This is a genomic window from Acidocella aromatica, assembly GCF_014201825.1.
Classification (GTDB): domain Bacteria; phylum Pseudomonadota; class Alphaproteobacteria; order Acetobacterales; family Acetobacteraceae; genus Acidocella; species Acidocella aromatica.
In genome coordinates, this window is the sequence record NZ_JACHFJ010000012.1 from 99,283 (window position 1) to 115,250 (window position 15,968).

Consider the following 15,968-nt stretch of genomic DNA (forward strand, 5'->3'; position numbering starts at 1 on the left):
ATGAGCACGATTTTTGCTCCCATCACCGGGCGCGGCGGTGCCGTTACCGTGCTGCGCCTCTCCGGTCCCGGCACCTTCGGCATCGTGCAGGCGCTGGCTGGGAGCCTGCCCGCGCCGCGCCGCGCCAGCCTGCGCCCACTGGGGCATGAGGGGCGGCGGCTGGACGAGGCGCTGCTCGTCACCTTCCCCGCCCCGCACAGTTTCACCGGCGAGGATGTGGCCGAGATCTCCCTGCATGGCGGCCGCGCCGTACTGGCGGCGGTGAGCGAGGTGCTGGCCACGCTGGGCGCCCGCCCCGCCGAACCGGGCGAGTTCTCCCGCCGCGCGCACCAGAACGGCAAGATGGATCTGCTCCAGGCCGAGGCGATGGCGGACCTCATCGCCGCCGAGACTGAGGCGCAGCGCGCCATGGCGCTGGAGAGCATGACCGGCCTTTCCGCCGCCTGCCTGATCTGGCGTGAGGAACTCCGGCAGATCATGGCGCGGCAGGAGGCGTTGATCGACTTCCCCGACGAGGATTTGCCTCCCGAGGTGGAAGCCGCGCTGCTGGCTGGCATCATTGCCCTGCGCGATGAAATGCGCGCCGCGCTGAGCGCCGCCCCGGCGGCGGAGCGGCTGCGCGAGGGGCTGGAATTCGTCATCCTCGGCGCGCCGAACGCAGGTAAATCCACCCTGCTCAACGCGTTGGCGGGCGAGGAGATCGCCATCGTCTCCGACATCCCCGGCACCACGCGCGACGCGGTGGGCGTGCGGGTCGATCTAGGCGGGGTGCCAGTACACATCACCGACACAGCCGGGCTGCGCGAGACGGAAGATGTGATCGAGGCCGAAGGCGTGAAGCGCGCCAAGGCACGGGCGGCGCGAGCGGATTTTTTACTCCTGGTGGCTGCCCCTGGCGAGGCTTTCCCCGAAGCGCCCAAGGGCATCCCATGTTTGCGGCTACGCACCAAGGCCGACCTTACCCCGGCGGAGGGCTTCGGCGTCTCGGCCAGGACCGGGCTGGGCATGGCGGAATTGCGGGCCAAACTGGCCGAAGCGGCGGCGGAACTGACCGACACCAAGGGCGCTGCCGCGCTGGCGCGGCCACGGCAGATCGCCTGCGTGCGCGACACAGAGGCGGCGCTGGATGCGGCGCTTCACGTGGAGGATCCCGAACTGCGCGGCGAGGAGCTGCGCAGCGCGTCTCAGGCGTTGGCGCGACTGGTGGGGATCATCGGCGTCGAGGAGATTCTCGACGCCGTGTTTTCCGGCTTCTGTATCGGGAAGTAAGCGGCCTTAGCCCGGTGGAGTTAACGGGTTCACGCCCAACGCCGCCAGCCCTGCCCAGCAGGTCGCGCTCAGAGAGGGGCGGCGGAAATATTGGAAGATCTGCGCCGGCACGCCCTGACGCAGGGATGGCCCAACTGTCAGCCCCGTGGCCAGGCTGGGCGAGATGGTCGCGTACACATAGCCTTCCGGCGAGGTGTTCTGCGCCACCGTGGCCAGGAAGCTCTGCGCGTAGGACTCATGGCCCATCTGCTGGAGCGCCAGCGCGGCAAAGGCCGTGCCTTCCAGCCAGATGCCGTCGCTGGCGTCCGAAAACCCGATGCCGGGGCCGCGTTGCAGCGAGCCGATGCTGTTCAGCGCTGAAGTCTCGCTGCCCAGCCCGGCAAGATAGGGCCAGATTCCGGCATCCGCCGCGTCCAGATGGTCCACCGCGCCATCCGCCCCCATCCCGGAATCGAAGCGCCCCGTGGCGAGGTTGAACATGCTCTGCACGAAGGCAGCCGCATGGGCCGAATCCTCCTTGCGACCCAAAGCGCGGAAGGCGGCGGTCAGATCGACATTCTGCTCCGTACTCTGCCAGGTAAGCAGGGTCTGCGACGGATCGTACCCGTACAGCCCGCCATAATAGCCCGAGGGCGCGCGGAGTTGCTGGTCGAGGAAATTCCCGGCCCGGTTGGCGGGAGTGGTCATGCCCAAAGCGGCCCAGAGGAGCATGGCCCAGGCCAGCGGCCCGCTATCGGTGCCGTCCTGATACGGGTCCTCGTCCCAGCGCTGGGCTTTGGCTTCCCAGAATCCGGCCAGCTTGGCGGGCTGCGCCATCACTCCGGCCTGATAGCAGTTGCGCAACCGGCCATCGGTAAATTTACGGTCGTGCTCCTGAGCAATCTGCAACGCCATGGCGATGCGCTTCGCCTCGTCCGTATGCCCTGCGGCCAGCAGCAACAGCCCTGCCAAAGCGTTGTCGTACACATAAGCCGCGTTGGCCTGGGTGATGTCGAAATCCCCCGCCGCCGAACCAGCCTGCACCAGATAGGAGTTGAGCAGCACCGGGCCATCGCCCAGTGCCGCCATCTGCCCCAGCACCGCCCGCACGCAGGCGGCGCCCAGGTCGTCGGCCCGCGCGAGGCGGGGCAGCGCCATGGCTGCCCCAACACCGGCGAGCAGTCCACGGCGGCGGAGCATCACTCCAGGATTTCCGCCAGCAACTCCGTGGTGCGCCCGTTGGCGATCACCGCCGCGCGGGCATCGTAATGCACGCCGTTCACACGCGCGAAGGCATGCTGCACGCCGGGATAGATGAAGGCATCAACCCACTCGTTGTCTTCCAGCGCGTCGAGCAGGCGCTCCTGCGCGTCGGCGGGGAAGTACTCGTCCTTCTCGGCGATGTGCAGCATCAACGGCGAGGCAATGTTGTCGAACTCCGGCGCCAGATTATCCAGCCCCACGCCGTAATAGGAGACGTTCACATCCGCGTCCGAGCGTGTGGCCATCAGCAGCGCCATCCGCCCGCCGAGGCAGAAGCCCATGGTGCCGGCATTACCGTTGCCGCGGGGCAGCTTGCGCGCCGCCGCCAGCGTCACCTTCAGGTCTTCCACGCCCTTGTCCTGGTCGAAGCCATTCAGCAGCTCGAAAGCCTGCTTCCATTCGGCTTCGCTCTTGTCGGTGAGGTTCACCCCCGGCTTCTGGCGCCAGAACAGATCCGGCGCGATGGCGATGAACCCCTGGGCCGCAAGCTCCTCACCCGTGGCGCGCAGAGCGTCGTTCACCCCGAAGATTTCCTGGATCAAGACGACCGCGCCGGCCTTCGCCGTCCCTTTGGGCTCCCACACATAGGCGGTGAACTCGCCCGCGCCATCCGCGGCCTTCAGCTTGATCTCGTGCATAGCGTTCTCCCTGTTGGAACTGCGCTATACATAATACTCCTGCAGCGGCGCGAAACCATTAAAGTTCTGGCTCGCGTAGGTGGTCACATATGCGCCGGTGTCGTGGATCAGCACGCGGTCGCCGGATTTCAGCTCCAGCGGCAGGTGGTAGGGCGTCTTTTCGTAGATCACGTCCACGCCGTCGCAGGAGGGGCCAGCCAGAACCACCGGCCCAGTCTGCCCGTTACCGGCGGTGATGCGGTAGCGGATCGCCTCGCCCTCGGTCTCGGCCAGCCCGCCGTAACGGCCAATGTCCAGATAAACCCAGCGGCGCGCATCGGCTTCCATGCGGCGGCACACCAGCACCACCTCGGACGCCACCACACCCGCATTGCCAACCATCGAGCGGCCGGGCTCGATCAGAATCTCCGGCAGGTCGTTGCCGAAATGCTCGACCATCGCGTCCATGATCGCGGTGCCGAAGGCGTCGGCCTCGGGCACATCGGAGAGGTAGCGGATTGGAAAACCGCCGCCGAGATTGAGCATCTTCAGCTCCACGCCAGCGGCCTTGAGATCCGTGAACAGCATCGCCACTTCGGCGATCGCCGTCTCATAGGCCGCCGTGCCGGTCTGCTGGCTGCCGACATGGAAGGACAGCCCATGCGGCACTAGCCCCAGCGCGGGGGCGGCCAGCATCAGCACCTTGGCGCGGTCCAGCGTCGTGCCGAACTTCTTGGAAAGCGGCCATTCCGCGCCCTCGTTGTTCACGGCGATTCGGCAATACACCTTGGCGCCCGGCGCGTGTGCGGCGATCTTCTCCAGTTCCTCGATGGAATCGAAAGCATAGAGCGGCACGCCGAGCTTGTGCGCGGCGGCAATGGCTGAGGGTTTCTTCACCGTGTTGCCGAAGGAGATGGCCGAAGCGGGCGCACCGGCGGCGAGGCACATCTCGATCTCGGGCAGGGAGGCGGCATCGAAGCAAGAGCCGCGCGCGGCCAGCAGGTCGAGGATCGGGGCGGCTGGATTCGCCTTTACCGCGTAGTAGATTTTCGCGGCGGGCAAGGCGCGGCGCAGCGCGGCGTAGTTCTCCGCCACGCGGTCGAGGTCCAGAACCAGGCACGGGGTTGCCGGCTGGGTATCAAGAAACGAAGCGATTTTGGGAGTCATCGCCCTCATCCTTTCTCTGAAATGTCCGTCTGTTGAGGCGACGGACATGGTTACAAAACGGTCCAACGAACCAGCCGACTTCCAGGCTTCCCCAGTCGTGCTGCCAGAACGCTTGACGCCGTTGCGTAACCGGAGAACCGGCAGAGGCACGTACGTTGCTGCGTGGGGGGCGAAATAGGGCCATCGCCCCCGGGGTGCAAGACTTATTTGCATCCCGGCGCAAATTGTCACGGAGTGCAACTTGGCCTGCCCAAACGGGCGTGCCATCGCTATTGTAACAGACATGGAAACGCTGCCGCATATCCTCATCGTCGATGACGACCGTGAAATCCGCGACCTTCTGGCCAAGTTTCTGGAGCGCAACCGCCTGCGGGTGACCACCGCGCGGGACGCCAAGGAAGCGCGCCGGGCCTTCGTGAACGGGCATTACCAGCTCGTGGTGCTGGATTTGATGCTCCCCGGCGAGGGCGGGCTGGACCTCGCCCGCTGGTTCCGTGCCGAGACCAACGTGCCGATCATCATGCTCACCGCCATGGCGGAGGAGACGGACCGCATCATCGGGCTGGAGCTGGGCGCGGATGACTATGTGACCAAGCCCTTCAACCCGCGTGAGCTGCTGGCACGCATCCGCGCCGTGCTGCGCCGGAGCAGCGACACCGAAGAGCGCGCGCCCGAGCACGCCAAGACCTATAAATTCTCCGGCTGGTCGCTGGAAACCGCGCGCCGCCGCCTGCTGGACCCGGCCGGGGTGGAGGTCTCCATCACCGGCGGCGAGTACGATCTGCTGGTGGCGCTGCTCGACCGCCCGAACCGCGTGCTGACGCGCGACATGCTGCTCGACTTGCTGCGCGGCCGCCAAGCCGGGCCGTTCGACCGCGCCATCGATGTCGCCGTCTCCCGCCTGCGCCGCAAGCTGGAGGATGACGGGCGCAACGCCCAGCTCATCAAGACCGTGCGCGGCGGCGGCTACGTGCTGTCCACGCCTGTCGAACGGCTTTGAGGTTCCTCTCCCTGCCCCACAGCCTGGCGCGCAGGATGATCCTTTTCCTGCTGACAGGCTTCGCGGTCATCCAGCTCTTCGGGCTGCTGATTCACACCGTCAACCAGGTGCATCTGCAGCAGTTGGAGGAGGAGCAGGAGTTCGCCACGCGCGCCGTCATCATCTACCGCCAGATCGCGATGGCGGCTCCCGAGGACCGCGCCGCCATGCTGGCCCGGGCGCCGCTGCCCAAGAACGACAAAGCCATCATCTCGCAGTTGCCGCCCATCGACAACACATTCAGCATGCCGATGAGCGCGCGTAACGCCATACGCGCCGCGATCTTCGATTACGGCGTCCCCCCGCCACTGCGCCCGCGCGGACTGGTACTGCGCATCGCGGGGTTTCCGCCCCGCTTCATCATTAGTTTCGGCCTGCCCGATAATCCGTTCTTCCCGGGCCCGCTGCCGCCCCTGCCCATCTCGCCCAATGGCGGCCCACCCAATGGAGGACCACCAAATGGCGGGGCGCCCCTGCTGGGCATGGGGCCGCCTGATCTGGGGCCGCTGGACCTGTCATCGCTCTTCCCGCCATCCGCATGGCTCACCATCACCTCCACCCTGCCGCCGCCAGCCCCCTGGCGCTCGCCCGGCTTCGCCACTGCCTTCATCGTGATGACGTTGCTCGGCGGGGTGATGATCACCTGGGCGGTGCGGCAATTGCTGCTGCCGGTGAAAACCCTGGCCGCCGCGGCCGAGGCGCTGGGGCGCGATGTCGTCAACGCCCCGCCTCTGCCCGAGAGAGGCCCGGCCGAGATCGTCATCGCCGCCAAGGCGTTCAACACCATGTCCGCGCGGGTGCGGCGGTTCGTCGAGGATCGCACCTTCCTGCTCACCGCCATCGGGCATGATCTGCGCACGCCGATCACCCGGCTGAAGCTGCGCGCCGAATACATGGAGGATGACGAACAGCGCACCAAGATGCTGGCGGATCTCGACGAGATGGAAGCGATGGTCGCGGCCACGCTGGCCTTCAGCCGGGATGTGACCACCACCGAAAAGGTGACGCGGATCGATCTCGCCAGCCTCCTGCGCACGATTCTGGACGACGCCGCCGATGGCAACCCGGACCATGCCACGGCCCTCAACTACACGGGCCCGGAGCATCTGCCGGTGAATGCCCGTCCCTTGGCGCTGAAACGGGCTCTAACCAACCTCGTCGGCAACGCGCTGAAATATGGTGATGCCGCGCATGTCACCCTGCACCCGCCAGCCAAGGGCGTGCTGCGGATCGACATCGAGGACCAGGGCCCCGGCATTCCCGCCGAGGAGATGGAGCGCGTCTTCGAGCCGTTCCGCCGCCTGGAGACCAGCCGCAATCGCGAGACCGGCGGTTCGGGGCTGGGGATGTCCATCTGCCGCAACATCATCCGCGCCCATGGCGGGGATGTGGGCCTGACCAACCTGCCCGAACGGGGCTTGCGCGTGAGCGTGACCCTCCCGGTTTGATGATTTCCCTGGCGCGGGCTGTTGCGTTACAACGCGCGCGCCAGCATTCGAGGACCAAATGGGCGAAAACGCCACGGCAGGACTAGGTTTACCAACGGGCTTCCCACAACGCTTGACGCGCCCGCTCATCGCCATCGACGGCCTGCCCTGCGCGGGCAAGACTACGCTCGCCACGCGGCTGCAACAGGCCCATGGGTTCGAGTGCCTGCATGTGGACGAATTCCTGCGCCCCGAGGAGGAATGGCGCGGCTGCCAGCCCGCCTTCCCCTTCCCCTATATCCGCTACGAAGAATTCCTGCAGGCGGTGAGCGACCTCGCCGAGCTGGGGGCGTGCAGCTACCACCCGTTCGACTGGACGACGCTGCAAGTCTCCGCCACGCCGCGCCAGATCACCACGCTGCGCCCGGTGATCGTGGAGGGGATTTCCGCCCTGGTACCACTGCTGGAGCCCTATTACGGGCTGAAGATCTTCGTCGATAGCGACCGCAACAGCATCCTGGACATCGCCCCCAAGCGCAGCCTAGGCATCTGGCTGCGCGAATGGCGGGAGATTTTTCTGCCCAGCGTGGACATGTATATGCTCACCCGCCCCCAGAAAAGGGCCGACATCATCATCCCCGGCCGTGGCAGCCGGGGCAAAAGCGCTGAAATGATCTACGCCCTCAAGGATTAACCGGAATCCGGTTAATTATTATAACAACAAGTTTACGCATCAGCCTTCCGCCTCTTCCAGCGCCGTATGCGCCTCCAGCCAGTTATGCTCGGCGGCGTCGATCTCGCGCTTCACCACGGCCAAACGCTGCGTGACTTTGGTCAGTTCCGCCGTCTTGGCCTGGGCGTAGAGCTCCTCGCTCGCCAGCCGGGCTTCCAGGCTTTCCTTTTCCGTCAGCAGCTTCGCCAGAACCTGCTCCGCCGCCTTGGCCGCCTGACGCAGCGGGGCGAGCTTGGCGCGGGCCTCGGCCCTGGCAGCCTTGTCGTTCTTTCTGGCTTCCACTTGCTGTTTTGCCGCCGGGGCGGCGCGCTCGTTCATGGTGGCGGCATAGGCGGCGAGGTCGCCGTCGAACGGCGTGACCTTGCCTTTGGCGACCAACAGCAGGCGGTCGGCCACGAGGTCCACCAGGTATGGATCGTGCGAGATCAGCACCACAGCGCCCTCGAAGGCGGTAAGGGCTTTCACCAGCGCGTCGCGGGCATCGATGTCCAGATGGTTGGTCGGCTCGTCCAGCAGCAGCAGATGCGGGGCGTCGCGGGTGGCGAGGGCCAGCAGCAGCCGTGCCTTCTCACCGCCGGACATCGCGCCGACCTTGGTGTTCACGCGGTCGGCATCCAGCCCGAAGCGCGCCGCCTGGGCGCGGATTTGCGGCGGCAGGGCCTTGGGCAAGGCGCGAGCCAGATGGTCGTAGGGCGTGTCCTCCAGCACCAGATCGTCCTCCTGGTGCTGGGCGAAATAGCCGATCCGCAGGCCCTTCACCCGGAACTCCCGCCCGCGTAGCGCGGACAGCCTTCCCGCCAGCAGCTTGACCAGGGTGGATTTGCCGTTGCCGTTCTGGCCGAGCAGGGCGATGCGATCTTCCATGTCGATGCGCAGCGAGACGCCGGTGAGGATCGGCTTGCCGTCATAGCCGATATCCACGCCCTCCAGCTGGAGCATCGGGGGCGGCAGGTCCTCTGGCGAGGGGAAGGAGAATTCGGTGGCGTGATCCTCCACCACCGCCTCGATCTGCGGCAGGCGCTCCAGCGCCTTCAGGCGGCTCTGGGCTTGGCGGGCCTTGGTGGCCTTGGCGCGGAAACGGTCCACGAAGGACTGCATATGCGCCCGCTGGGCGGCCACGCGCTCGGCCTCGCGGGCCTGTTGCATGGCGCGCTCGGTCTTGATGCGCACGAACTCCGCGAAGCCGCCGGGGGTAAGGGTGAGCTTGCCCTTGTCCAGATGCACGATGGCTTCCACGGCATGATCGAGGAGCTGGCGGTCATGGCTGACGAGCAGGATGGCGCCGGGGAATTTCTGCAAATAGCCTTCGAGCCAGAGTGTGGCTTCGAGGTCCAGATGGTTGGTCGGCTCGTCGAGCAGCAACAGGTCGGGCTGGCAGAACAGCACTGCCGCCAGCGCCACGCGCATGCGCCAGCCGCCCGAATAGCTGGACATCGGGCGGGCCTGCCATTCCTCGTTAAAACCCAGCCCGGCCAGGATGGAGGCGGCGCGGGAGGGGGCGGAATCCGCCTGGATGGCGAAGAGGCGCTCATGGATTTCCGCCAGGCGCTCGGCCGGGGTGGCGGGGTCCTCAGCCGCCGCCAGCAGCTCGGCGCGTTCGGTATCGGCCGCCAGCACCACGTCCAGCGGCGTGATGTCCCCGGCCGGGGCCTCCTGCGCCACGTAGCCCAGCTTTACGCGGTTGCCGAGACGGATGGCACCGCCATCGGGGCGCAGCGCGCCGGCGATGAGTTTCAGCAGCGTGGACTTGCCGGCCCCGTTGCGGCCAATCAGCCCAATGCGCCGCCCGTCATCCACCATCAGGCTGGCATGGTCCAGCAAGGGCCGTCCGGCGATGCTGTAGGAAAGGTCTTCCAGGCTCAAAACGCTCATGCGCGAACCTCTATAGCCTGTGCCGGGGCTTGCCCAGCCTTGCCCGCCCCGCTATTGGCCGCGCAACATTCACAGCAGCAGGTAGAGACACCATGGCCATCGAACGCACCCTTTCCATCATCAAGCCGGACGCCACCCGCCGCAACCTGACCGGCAAGATCAACGCCAAGTTCGAAGAGAACGGCCTGATGATCGCCGCCACCAAGCGCCTGCACCTGACCCGCGCCCAGGCCGAGGCGTTCTACGCCGTGCACTCCGCCCGTCCGTTCTTCAACGATCTGGTCGAGTTCATGATCTCCGGCCCGGTGGTCGCGCAGGTGCTGGTTGGCGAGGGCGCCATCCTGAAGAACCGCGACATCATGGGCGCCACCAACCCGGCGAACGCCGCCCCCGGCACCATCCGCGCCGAATTCGCTGAGTCCATCGAGGCGAACTCCGTGCACGGCTCCGACAGCGCCGAAGCCGCCGCGCAGGAAATCTCCTTCTTCTTCGCCGAGATCGAGATCGTCGCCTAAGGCGACGCATAAAAAGCTTTTAGACGTTTTGGTGCCGCTTTCCTCAGGAAAGCGGCATTTTTGTTACCGCCCCGTCCACTTCGCCTCGTAAACCTTCGCGCCCGGCGGGGGAACGAAATGCTTATCCGCTTCGGCCTCGGCCAGGCGCAGCGAGTTCAGGCCGATGACCAGCGCCGCGGTGTTCATCATCCCTGGCGGAATCCACTGGATCAGCCCACCCAGCATCTGGTCGTAGGTGGCGGAGATCGCCGGGAACAGCCGCCCGCACAGCGTGTAGAACGGGTAGAGATCCACCGTGGCCAGCGCGATATAGGCGCTCACCGCGACCTGCGGGAACATCACCAGAAACCCGGTGGCGGCACGCACCAGATAGCCGAACCGCGCGGGCGGGTTGGGGCGCGGGTCCAGCACCATCAGCCAGAACAGCAACCCGCCGAGCAGGCAGGAGATGTTCATCACCGCATAAAGCGGCGGGTTGAGCATGGCGACGAAATGCACCTTGGGGATCAGCCAGAGATCGGTGCTGGCCAGGAAGATCAGCGTGGCGGGCACGGGGTGGCTGAGCCAGCGCAGCCGCACCCAGGAAGCACGGGCCGCACGCACCACCCAGCCGGGCGCGCCCAGGGCCAGGACCTCGCCCATCCAGCCGATGGCGATGCCGAACGGGGCGGCCATGCCCAGCGTGACGGCCTGCACGCGGTTGAGGAAGAACATATGCTGGGAGACGTATTCGAAATGCGTCTGCAACACGAAATAGATGCCCGCCAGCCCGGCCAGGAAAAAACCCTGCCGCACCCGGCCCGGGCGGCGCTCGGGCGCGATGCGCCCCATGCCGCGCCAGTACCAGAGCAGAGTGAGCCAGCAGCCCAGGAATACCGGCGCGTTGAAGACGAAGGGGAACAGATAAGGCAGATGCGCCGGGAAGGCCCGGCAGGCGCCCCCTACGGCCAGGGCCAGCAGGAGGAGCAGAAACTCACCCATTCAGCTTGTCCATGGGTACACCGGCGAGGGCGCGGCTGGTGCGGATGGTTTGCAGCGTCTGCACCTTGGCGACGCTCTGAGCATTTGTGAGTCTTGTGGTGAGCTGGTTCTCGTGTGCTGCGTCCCGCGCCACGAGGCGGAGCAGGAAATCCCCACCGCCGCGGATCATGTGGCACTCGCGCACTTCGGGCCAGGTGGCCACCAGGGTCTCGAACGCCTCCAGCACCGCCAGCTTCTGGCTCTCCAACCCGACGATGACGAAGAAGGAGATCTGCCAGCCGAGCTTCAACGCGTCTGTCTGCGCGTGATAGCCCTGGATGTAGCCAGCCTCCTCCAGCCGGCGCACGCGGCGCAGGCAGGGCGGCGGCGAGATACCCGCGCGGCGCGCCAGCTCCACATTGGTCATGCGGCCGTCGGCCTGAAGCTCGGCGATGATTTTCCGGTCGATCTCGTCGAGGCTGAAGGCTTCGGTCTCGGTCTGCATGGAATCCCAATATCTGACTCTGGTGGCGCGTAATATAATTGCGCGGGCGGTTTTGGCTATGGGGTAAGCGGTTGACAGCCCAGCATGGCGGGATGAGGCTCCGCGCCATGTACGATGTAGTGGTGGTGGGCGGCGGCGTTGTAGGCTGCGCGGTGGCGCGGCGCTTCGTGCTGGAAGGCGCGAAGGTGGCGCTGCTGGAAAAGGGCGCGGATATTCTCTCGGGCGCCAGCAAGGGCAACAGCGCGATCCTGCATACGGGGTTCGACGCGCCGACCGGCAGCCTGGAACTGGCCTGCATGCAGGCAGGCTATGCGGAATACATGGACATACGCGCCAGGCTGCGCCTGCCGGTGCTGGAAACCGGGGCCGTGGTGGCCGCCTGGAACGAGGAGGAGCTGGCGAAGCTCCCCGGCATTGTGCAAACGGCCCATGCCAATGGCGTAACCGATGTGCGGCAAATCGCCCCCGATGAGGTACTGGCGCGGGAGCCACGGCTCTCGCCGCATGTGCTGGGCGGGGTGCTGGTGCCGCATGAGCATGTCATCGACCCCTGGAGCGCGCCCTTGGCCTATGCGTTGCAGGCTTTGGTCAATGGCGGCGAAGTGCGGCGCAATACGGTGGTGCTCTCGGGACATTTCGCCAACGGCATGTGGCGGCTGGAGACCAATACCGGAACGGTGGAATGCACCACGGTCATCAACTGCGCCGGGCTGTATGGCGATATCCTCGACCAGCGCCTGACCGGCGAGGAGAACTTCGCCATCAAGCCACGCAAGGGGCAGTTCGTGGTGTTCGACAAGGCGGCGGCACGGCATCTGCGCACCATCCTGCTCCCGGTTCCGACTGAGCGGACCAAGGGGATCGTGATCACGCCAACAGCGTTTGGCAATCTGCTGGTGGGGCCGACCGCCGAGGAGCAGGATTCGCGCGACCACGCCGCCGTGGACGAGGAAACCCTGCGCATGCTGGTGGACAAGGCGGTGGAGCTGGTCCCGTCGCTGGAGGGGATGGGGGTAACGGCGGTGTATGCTGGCGTTCGCCCCGCCACCGAGCGCAAGGAATACCGCGTGCGCCACGAAACGGCGCGCAATTACATCGTGCTCGGCGGCATACGCTCAACCGGGCTGACCGCCGCCCTCGGGCTCGCCCGCCATGCCTGGAAGCTCTACGCCAGAATGCATGAGCGGTTGACCAATCCGATCTGGCCGCAAGCGCCGAGGCTTGCGGAGCATTGCCCGCGCGACTGGCAGACACCGGGCTATGGCGAGATCGTCTGCCATTGCGAGATGGTGACGCAACGCGAAATAGAGGTCACGCTGACCGGCCCCCTGCCCGCACAGGATTATAATGGGCTGAAACGGCGCACCCGCGCTGGGATGGGCCGCTGCCAGGGCTTCTACTGCAATGCCCGCGTGGCGGAGATGACGGCGGGGCGCTTCGCCAATCCGCTGGCCGTGGGGGGCACGCATGGTTGATGTGGCGATCATCGGCGGTGGACCGGCAGGCATAGCGGCGGCATTGACGCTGAAAGCCCGTGGCGTACGGCATGTGGCGATATTGGAACGCGAAAGCGTACTGGGCGGCGTACCGCGGCATTGTGGGCATCCGCCCTTCGGCTTGCGGGAGTTCAAGCGGCTGCTCACCGGCCCAAGCTATGCGCGCCGCCTTGCCGCCGCCGCCGAGGCTGCGGGGGTGAAGATTTTGCTCCGGCATTCCGTGACGGCGCTGAAGCCGGGCGGGAGGCTGGAGGTGGCGACGCCGGAGGGGCTGGTCACACTCAATGCGCGCCGCGTGCTGCTCGCTACCGGGGCACGGGAGGCGCCGCGCTCGGCCAGGCTGGTGGGCGGGGACAGACCGCTCGGCGTGCTGAATACCGGCGCGTTGCAGGCCTATGTGCATTTACACGGGCTGGTACCGTTCACCAGCCCGGTGGTGGTGGGCACGGAGTTGGTGGGGCTCTCGGCCCTGGCCACCTGCCGCAGCCATGGCATTCACCCCGTGGCGGTGGTGGAGGCAGGCAGCCGCGCCGTGGCGCGATGGCCGCTCGGGCTGTTCCCCCGGCTGTTGAGGATTCCAACCTATTATAACGCCGGGATTGATGAGATCATCGGGCATGGGCGGGTGGAGGCGGTGCGGCTGCGCGATGGCCGGGAGATCGCCTGCGATGGCGTGTTGCTGACCGGGCGGTTTTTGCCCGAGGCCAGTCTGGCGCGGCTCAGCCATCTGGCGGTGGATGGCCGCAGTGGCGGCCCTGAAGTGGACCAGTACGGGCGCTGCTCGGATGACGCCTATTTCGCCGCTGGCAATCTGCTGCGGCCCATCGAAACGGCTGGGTGGAGCTTCCGCGAGGGGGGGGCCATTGCCGATTATGTCGCCGATGATCTGGCGGGCGGGCTACCCGCCGCCGGGGATGAGATCACGCTCGTCGCCGGGGAGGGCGTGAAGTTCGTGGTACCGCAGCGGCTATCGCGCGTGGCGCCGCTGCGCGGGAAGCTGCAATTGCGGGTGGAGCGGCCCATCTCCGGTCAGCTTCGGGTCAGTTCCGAAGAGGCCGTGCTGTATAAGCGGCGCATCTCCACGCGGCCGGAGCGGCGTATTCTGGTCGAGCTGGGCGAGATGAAGCCGCCGGGCGAGGCCAAGCGGCTGCTGGTGGAGATTGTCTCGTGAGCGTCGTCGCCATCGACCAGGGCACGACGAGCACGCGCGCTTTGCGGCTGGAGGATGGGCGGGCGCGCATCGTACATGCCGTGCGCCACGCGCAGCATCATCCGCGTGACGGCTGGGTGGAGCATGACCCGGAGGAGTTGCTTGGCAATATCCGGGAGTGTTTGCAGGTGGCGGGACGGGCTGAGGCCATTGGCATCGCCAATCAAGGGGAGAGCTGCCTTGCCTGGGACAAGGTGACGGGCAAGGCGCTGAGCCCGGTGATCGTGTGGCAGGATAACCGCACAGCGGGGGAGATCGAGGCGCTGCGCGCTTCGGGTGCGGAGGCGGAGACGCTGGCGCGGGCCGGGCTGCCGCTGGACGCGTATTTCTCCGCGAGCAAACTTGCCTGGATTTTGCGGGAGAGTCCCGAAGCCCGCGCGGCGCTGGCGGCGGGGCGGCTGCGGCTGGGCACCACTGATGCGTTTTTTCTCGACCGTCTGACCGGCGTGTTCGCCACCGATGTCACCACCGCCTCCCGCACCTCGCTGATGAATCTGGCGACGGGGCAATGGGATGCGGAGCTGTGCCGGATTTTCGGCGTGCCGATGGAGGCACTGCCGGAGATCCGCGATACGGCGGGGGCGTTTGGGGCGTTTGGCGGCGTGCCGGTGCGGGCCAGCGTGGTTGACCAGCAGGCGGCGCTTTACGGCCATGGGTGCCGGGGGCCGGGGGATGCGAAGATCACCTTCGGCACCGGGGCGTTTACCCTGGCGGTGACGGGCGAGGAGATTGTGCGCGCGCCCGAGCAGGGGCTGTTGCCCACCGTGGCGTGGCGCAAGGCCGGGGTGAGCACCTATGCGGTGGATGGCGGCGTGTACGATGCCGGGGCCGCCGTGGAATGGGGGCAGAGGCTGGGGCTGTTCGAGTCCTTTGCCGAATTGGATGAGTTCGAGGCCCCGCCTGCGATTTCACGCGGGCTGGCGTTTGTGCCCGCCCTCTCGGGACTGGCCTGCCCGCATTGGGACCGCTCGGCGGCGGCGCTGTGGATCGGCATGAGTGCCGGGACGACCAGGCGCGATCTGGCCCAGGCGCTGCTGGAGGGGATCGCGCTGCGCACGGCGGAGGTGGTGAGCGCGATGGATGCGCGCGTGGCCATCGGCGGACGGATTTCGGTGGATGGCGGGCTGACGCGCAGCCGGTATTTTATCCGGTTCCTGGCGAATGCGTTGCAGCGGGAGGTGGCTTGCCCGGTGTTTGATGAGTTGACGGCGTTTGGGTGTGCGGCGTTGGCGGCGGGTGGGGATGTGGCGCGGCCTGGGGCGGTGCGGGTTGTGGCGGCGGATGTTGGGGATGTTGCTGGTTGGCACTCGGCTTTTTCCGAGGCGGTGGGGCGGGCGAAGGGGTGGCGGTACGAGATGGCGCATGACAAATAGCCAACCTAAAGACGATAATTCTGAAGGAAGCATTCCATCAGTTACCGTTACTCGCGAGGAAATCCTGGCGTTTTCTGAAGCTATTGGCCTTGCATATGCAGCACCCGGAAGGTGCAGCACTATTTTTATGTTCGAGTTATACGCTCGTTCCCTCTTCCCGGTACCCGCCCCCGTTGATCCAAATAAAATGGCAGCTATATACTTGACTAAGCAGGCTTCAATTATGCGATATGCGGCGGATATTTGCTCAAAACTTCAAGGACTTCTGCGTCACTCGCGATAACATAGTGACGCACATCGTGCGATGTTTCTGCAAACAGGCTATCTGCTCTCGCCAGTTCTGCGAGCCAGGGGGATTCGTTGACAACGAAAGTCTTTCCGGGCGATCCATTTTTGCTGAAAATGCCCCACAGTGCGTTCATGTAGCTTTCCTCTAGGCTTCGGAACGTGACGTGCTCCCCTGGAATGTGACCGTTTTTGTGTAGAGTCTGTTCCTGGGGGATAGACCGATGAAGGGCAGCCGATTTTCTGAAGAGCAGATTA

General features: G+C 66.2%; 15 protein-coding genes. 8 read left to right on the top strand and 7 right to left on the bottom strand.

Features of this window, described 5'->3' with window-relative positions:
• Window positions 1-1,269: a tRNA uridine-5-carboxymethylaminomethyl(34) synthesis GTPase MnmE gene (mnmE, locus tag HNP71_RS12000; RefSeq protein ID WP_183267167.1), complete on the top strand. Its 1,269-nt coding sequence runs from the start codon at window positions 1-3 to the stop codon at window positions 1,267-1,269.
• Window positions 1,270-1,275: 6 nt separating this feature from the next.
• Here mnmE and HNP71_RS12005 read toward each other — a convergent pair whose 3' ends face one another.
• From HNP71_RS12005 to HNP71_RS12015, 3 genes are read right to left on the bottom strand one after another with little or no spacing between them, the layout of a single operon-like run.
• Entirely contained in the window at window positions 1,276-2,448 is a 1,173-nt protein-coding gene (locus HNP71_RS12005; protein ID WP_183267168.1) for a hypothetical protein, read from the bottom strand.
• A complete protein-coding gene (locus HNP71_RS12010) occupies window positions 2,448-3,149 on the bottom strand; it encodes a dienelactone hydrolase family protein (RefSeq protein ID WP_183267169.1) in 702 nt (233 codons plus the stop codon). The genes HNP71_RS12005 and HNP71_RS12010 overlap by 1 nt, the downstream gene beginning before the upstream one ends.
• Window positions 3,150-3,173: 24 nt before the next feature.
• On the bottom strand, window positions 3,174-4,295 hold the full coding sequence (locus HNP71_RS12015; RefSeq protein ID WP_183267170.1) for a type III PLP-dependent enzyme: 1,122 nt from the start codon (window positions 4,293-4,295) through the stop codon (window positions 3,174-3,176).
• A 283-nt stretch (window positions 4,296-4,578) separates the two neighbouring features.
• On the opposite strand from HNP71_RS12015, the gene HNP71_RS12020 reads away from it, so the two are divergent.
• The 3 genes from HNP71_RS12020 to HNP71_RS12030 all read left to right on the top strand — a co-directional run bounded on the left by HNP71_RS12020 (window position 4,579) and on the right by HNP71_RS12030 (window position 7,455).
• The gene (locus HNP71_RS12020; RefSeq protein ID WP_183267171.1) at window positions 4,579-5,295 is read left to right on the top strand and encodes a response regulator; all 717 of its coding nucleotides are present in this window, start codon (window positions 4,579-4,581) and stop codon (window positions 5,293-5,295) included.
• A gap of 35 nt (window positions 5,296-5,330) precedes the next feature.
• Window positions 5,331-6,782, top strand: a complete 1,452-nt coding sequence (locus tag HNP71_RS12025) for an ATP-binding protein (RefSeq protein ID WP_183267172.1) — start codon at window positions 5,331-5,333, stop codon at window positions 6,780-6,782.
• Window positions 6,783-6,894: 112 nt separating this feature from the next.
• The gene (locus HNP71_RS12030) at window positions 6,895-7,455 is read left to right on the top strand and encodes a uridine kinase family protein (protein WP_183267173.1); all 561 of its coding nucleotides are present in this window, start codon (window positions 6,895-6,897) and stop codon (window positions 7,453-7,455) included.
• A gap of 39 nt (window positions 7,456-7,494) precedes the next feature.
• Here HNP71_RS12030 and HNP71_RS12035 read toward each other — a convergent pair whose 3' ends face one another.
• On the bottom strand, window positions 7,495-9,366 hold the full coding sequence (locus HNP71_RS12035) for an ABC-F family ATP-binding cassette domain-containing protein (protein ID WP_183267174.1): 1,872 nt from the start codon (window positions 9,364-9,366) through the stop codon (window positions 7,495-7,497).
• 92 nt (window positions 9,367-9,458) lie between these two features.
• Between HNP71_RS12035 and ndk the strand changes: the two genes are divergently transcribed.
• Complete coding sequence (gene ndk / locus HNP71_RS12040) at window positions 9,459-9,881, top strand: nucleoside-diphosphate kinase (RefSeq protein WP_183267175.1); 423 nt, start codon at window positions 9,459-9,461, stop codon at window positions 9,879-9,881.
• 63 nt (window positions 9,882-9,944) lie between these two features.
• Here the strand turns inward: ndk and HNP71_RS12045 are convergent, their stop codons facing one another.
• Both HNP71_RS12045 and HNP71_RS12050 read right to left on the bottom strand, forming a co-directional pair.
• Window positions 9,945-10,862 (bottom strand): cytochrome c oxidase assembly protein, encoded by a 918-nt coding sequence (locus HNP71_RS12045; protein ID WP_183267176.1) that lies wholly within the window; start codon window positions 10,860-10,862, stop codon window positions 9,945-9,947.
• The gene (locus HNP71_RS12050) at window positions 10,855-11,346 is read right to left on the bottom strand and encodes an Lrp/AsnC family transcriptional regulator (RefSeq protein WP_183267177.1); all 492 of its coding nucleotides are present in this window, start codon (window positions 11,344-11,346) and stop codon (window positions 10,855-10,857) included. Before HNP71_RS12050 ends, HNP71_RS12045 begins: the two co-directional genes overlap by 8 nt.
• A gap of 92 nt (window positions 11,347-11,438) precedes the next feature.
• Here HNP71_RS12050 and HNP71_RS12055 point away from each other — a divergent pair, with 92 nt between their 5' ends.
• The 3 genes from HNP71_RS12055 to HNP71_RS12065 are packed head-to-tail and all read left to right on the top strand — an operon-like array spanning window position 11,439 to window position 15,425.
• Window positions 11,439-12,821 carry an NAD(P)/FAD-dependent oxidoreductase gene (locus HNP71_RS12055; protein ID WP_183267178.1) on the top strand — a complete coding sequence of 461 codons (1,383 nt, stop codon included), beginning with the start codon at window positions 11,439-11,441 and terminating at the stop codon, window positions 12,819-12,821.
• Entirely contained in the window at window positions 12,814-14,013 is a 1,200-nt protein-coding gene (locus tag HNP71_RS12060) for an NAD(P)/FAD-dependent oxidoreductase (RefSeq protein ID WP_183267179.1), read from the top strand. Before HNP71_RS12055 ends, HNP71_RS12060 begins: the two co-directional genes overlap by 8 nt.
• The gene (locus HNP71_RS12065) at window positions 14,010-15,425 is read left to right on the top strand and encodes an FGGY family carbohydrate kinase (protein WP_183267180.1); all 1,416 of its coding nucleotides are present in this window, start codon (window positions 14,010-14,012) and stop codon (window positions 15,423-15,425) included. The genes HNP71_RS12060 and HNP71_RS12065 overlap by 4 nt, the downstream gene beginning before the upstream one ends.
• Before the next feature lie 221 nt (window positions 15,426-15,646).
• Here the strand turns inward: HNP71_RS12065 and HNP71_RS14105 are convergent.
• The coding region (locus HNP71_RS14105) for a hypothetical protein (protein ID WP_221246848.1) at window positions 15,647-15,968 on the bottom strand (322 nt) is incomplete at its 5' end.

Coding starts and splice junctions, on each gene's coding strand:
- mnmE (WP_183267167.1), top strand. CDS start 1: ATGAGCACGATTTTTGCTCCCATCACCGGGCGCGGCGGTGCCGTTACC.
- HNP71_RS12005 (WP_183267168.1), bottom strand. CDS start 2,448: ATGCTCCGCCGCCGTGGACTGCTCGCCGGTGTTGGGGCAGCCATGGCG.
- HNP71_RS12010 (WP_183267169.1), bottom strand. CDS start 3,149: ATGCACGAGATCAAGCTGAAGGCCGCGGATGGCGCGGGCGAGTTCACC.
- HNP71_RS12015 (WP_183267170.1), bottom strand. CDS start 4,295: ATGACTCCCAAAATCGCTTCGTTTCTTGATACCCAGCCGGCAACCCCG.
- HNP71_RS12020 (WP_183267171.1), top strand. CDS start 4,579: ATGGAAACGCTGCCGCATATCCTCATCGTCGATGACGACCGTGAAATC.
- HNP71_RS12025 (WP_183267172.1), top strand. CDS start 5,331: ATGATCCTTTTCCTGCTGACAGGCTTCGCGGTCATCCAGCTCTTCGGG.
- HNP71_RS12035 (WP_183267174.1), bottom strand. CDS start 9,366: ATGAGCGTTTTGAGCCTGGAAGACCTTTCCTACAGCATCGCCGGACGG.
- ndk (WP_183267175.1), top strand. CDS start 9,459: ATGGCCATCGAACGCACCCTTTCCATCATCAAGCCGGACGCCACCCGC.
- HNP71_RS12045 (WP_183267176.1), bottom strand. CDS start 10,862: ATGGGTGAGTTTCTGCTCCTCCTGCTGGCCCTGGCCGTAGGGGGCGCC.
- HNP71_RS12050 (WP_183267177.1), bottom strand. CDS start 11,346: ATGCAGACCGAGACCGAAGCCTTCAGCCTCGACGAGATCGACCGGAAA.
- HNP71_RS12055 (WP_183267178.1), top strand. CDS start 11,439: ATGAGGCTCCGCGCCATGTACGATGTAGTGGTGGTGGGCGGCGGCGTT.
- HNP71_RS12060 (WP_183267179.1), top strand. CDS start 12,814: ATGGTTGATGTGGCGATCATCGGCGGTGGACCGGCAGGCATAGCGGCG.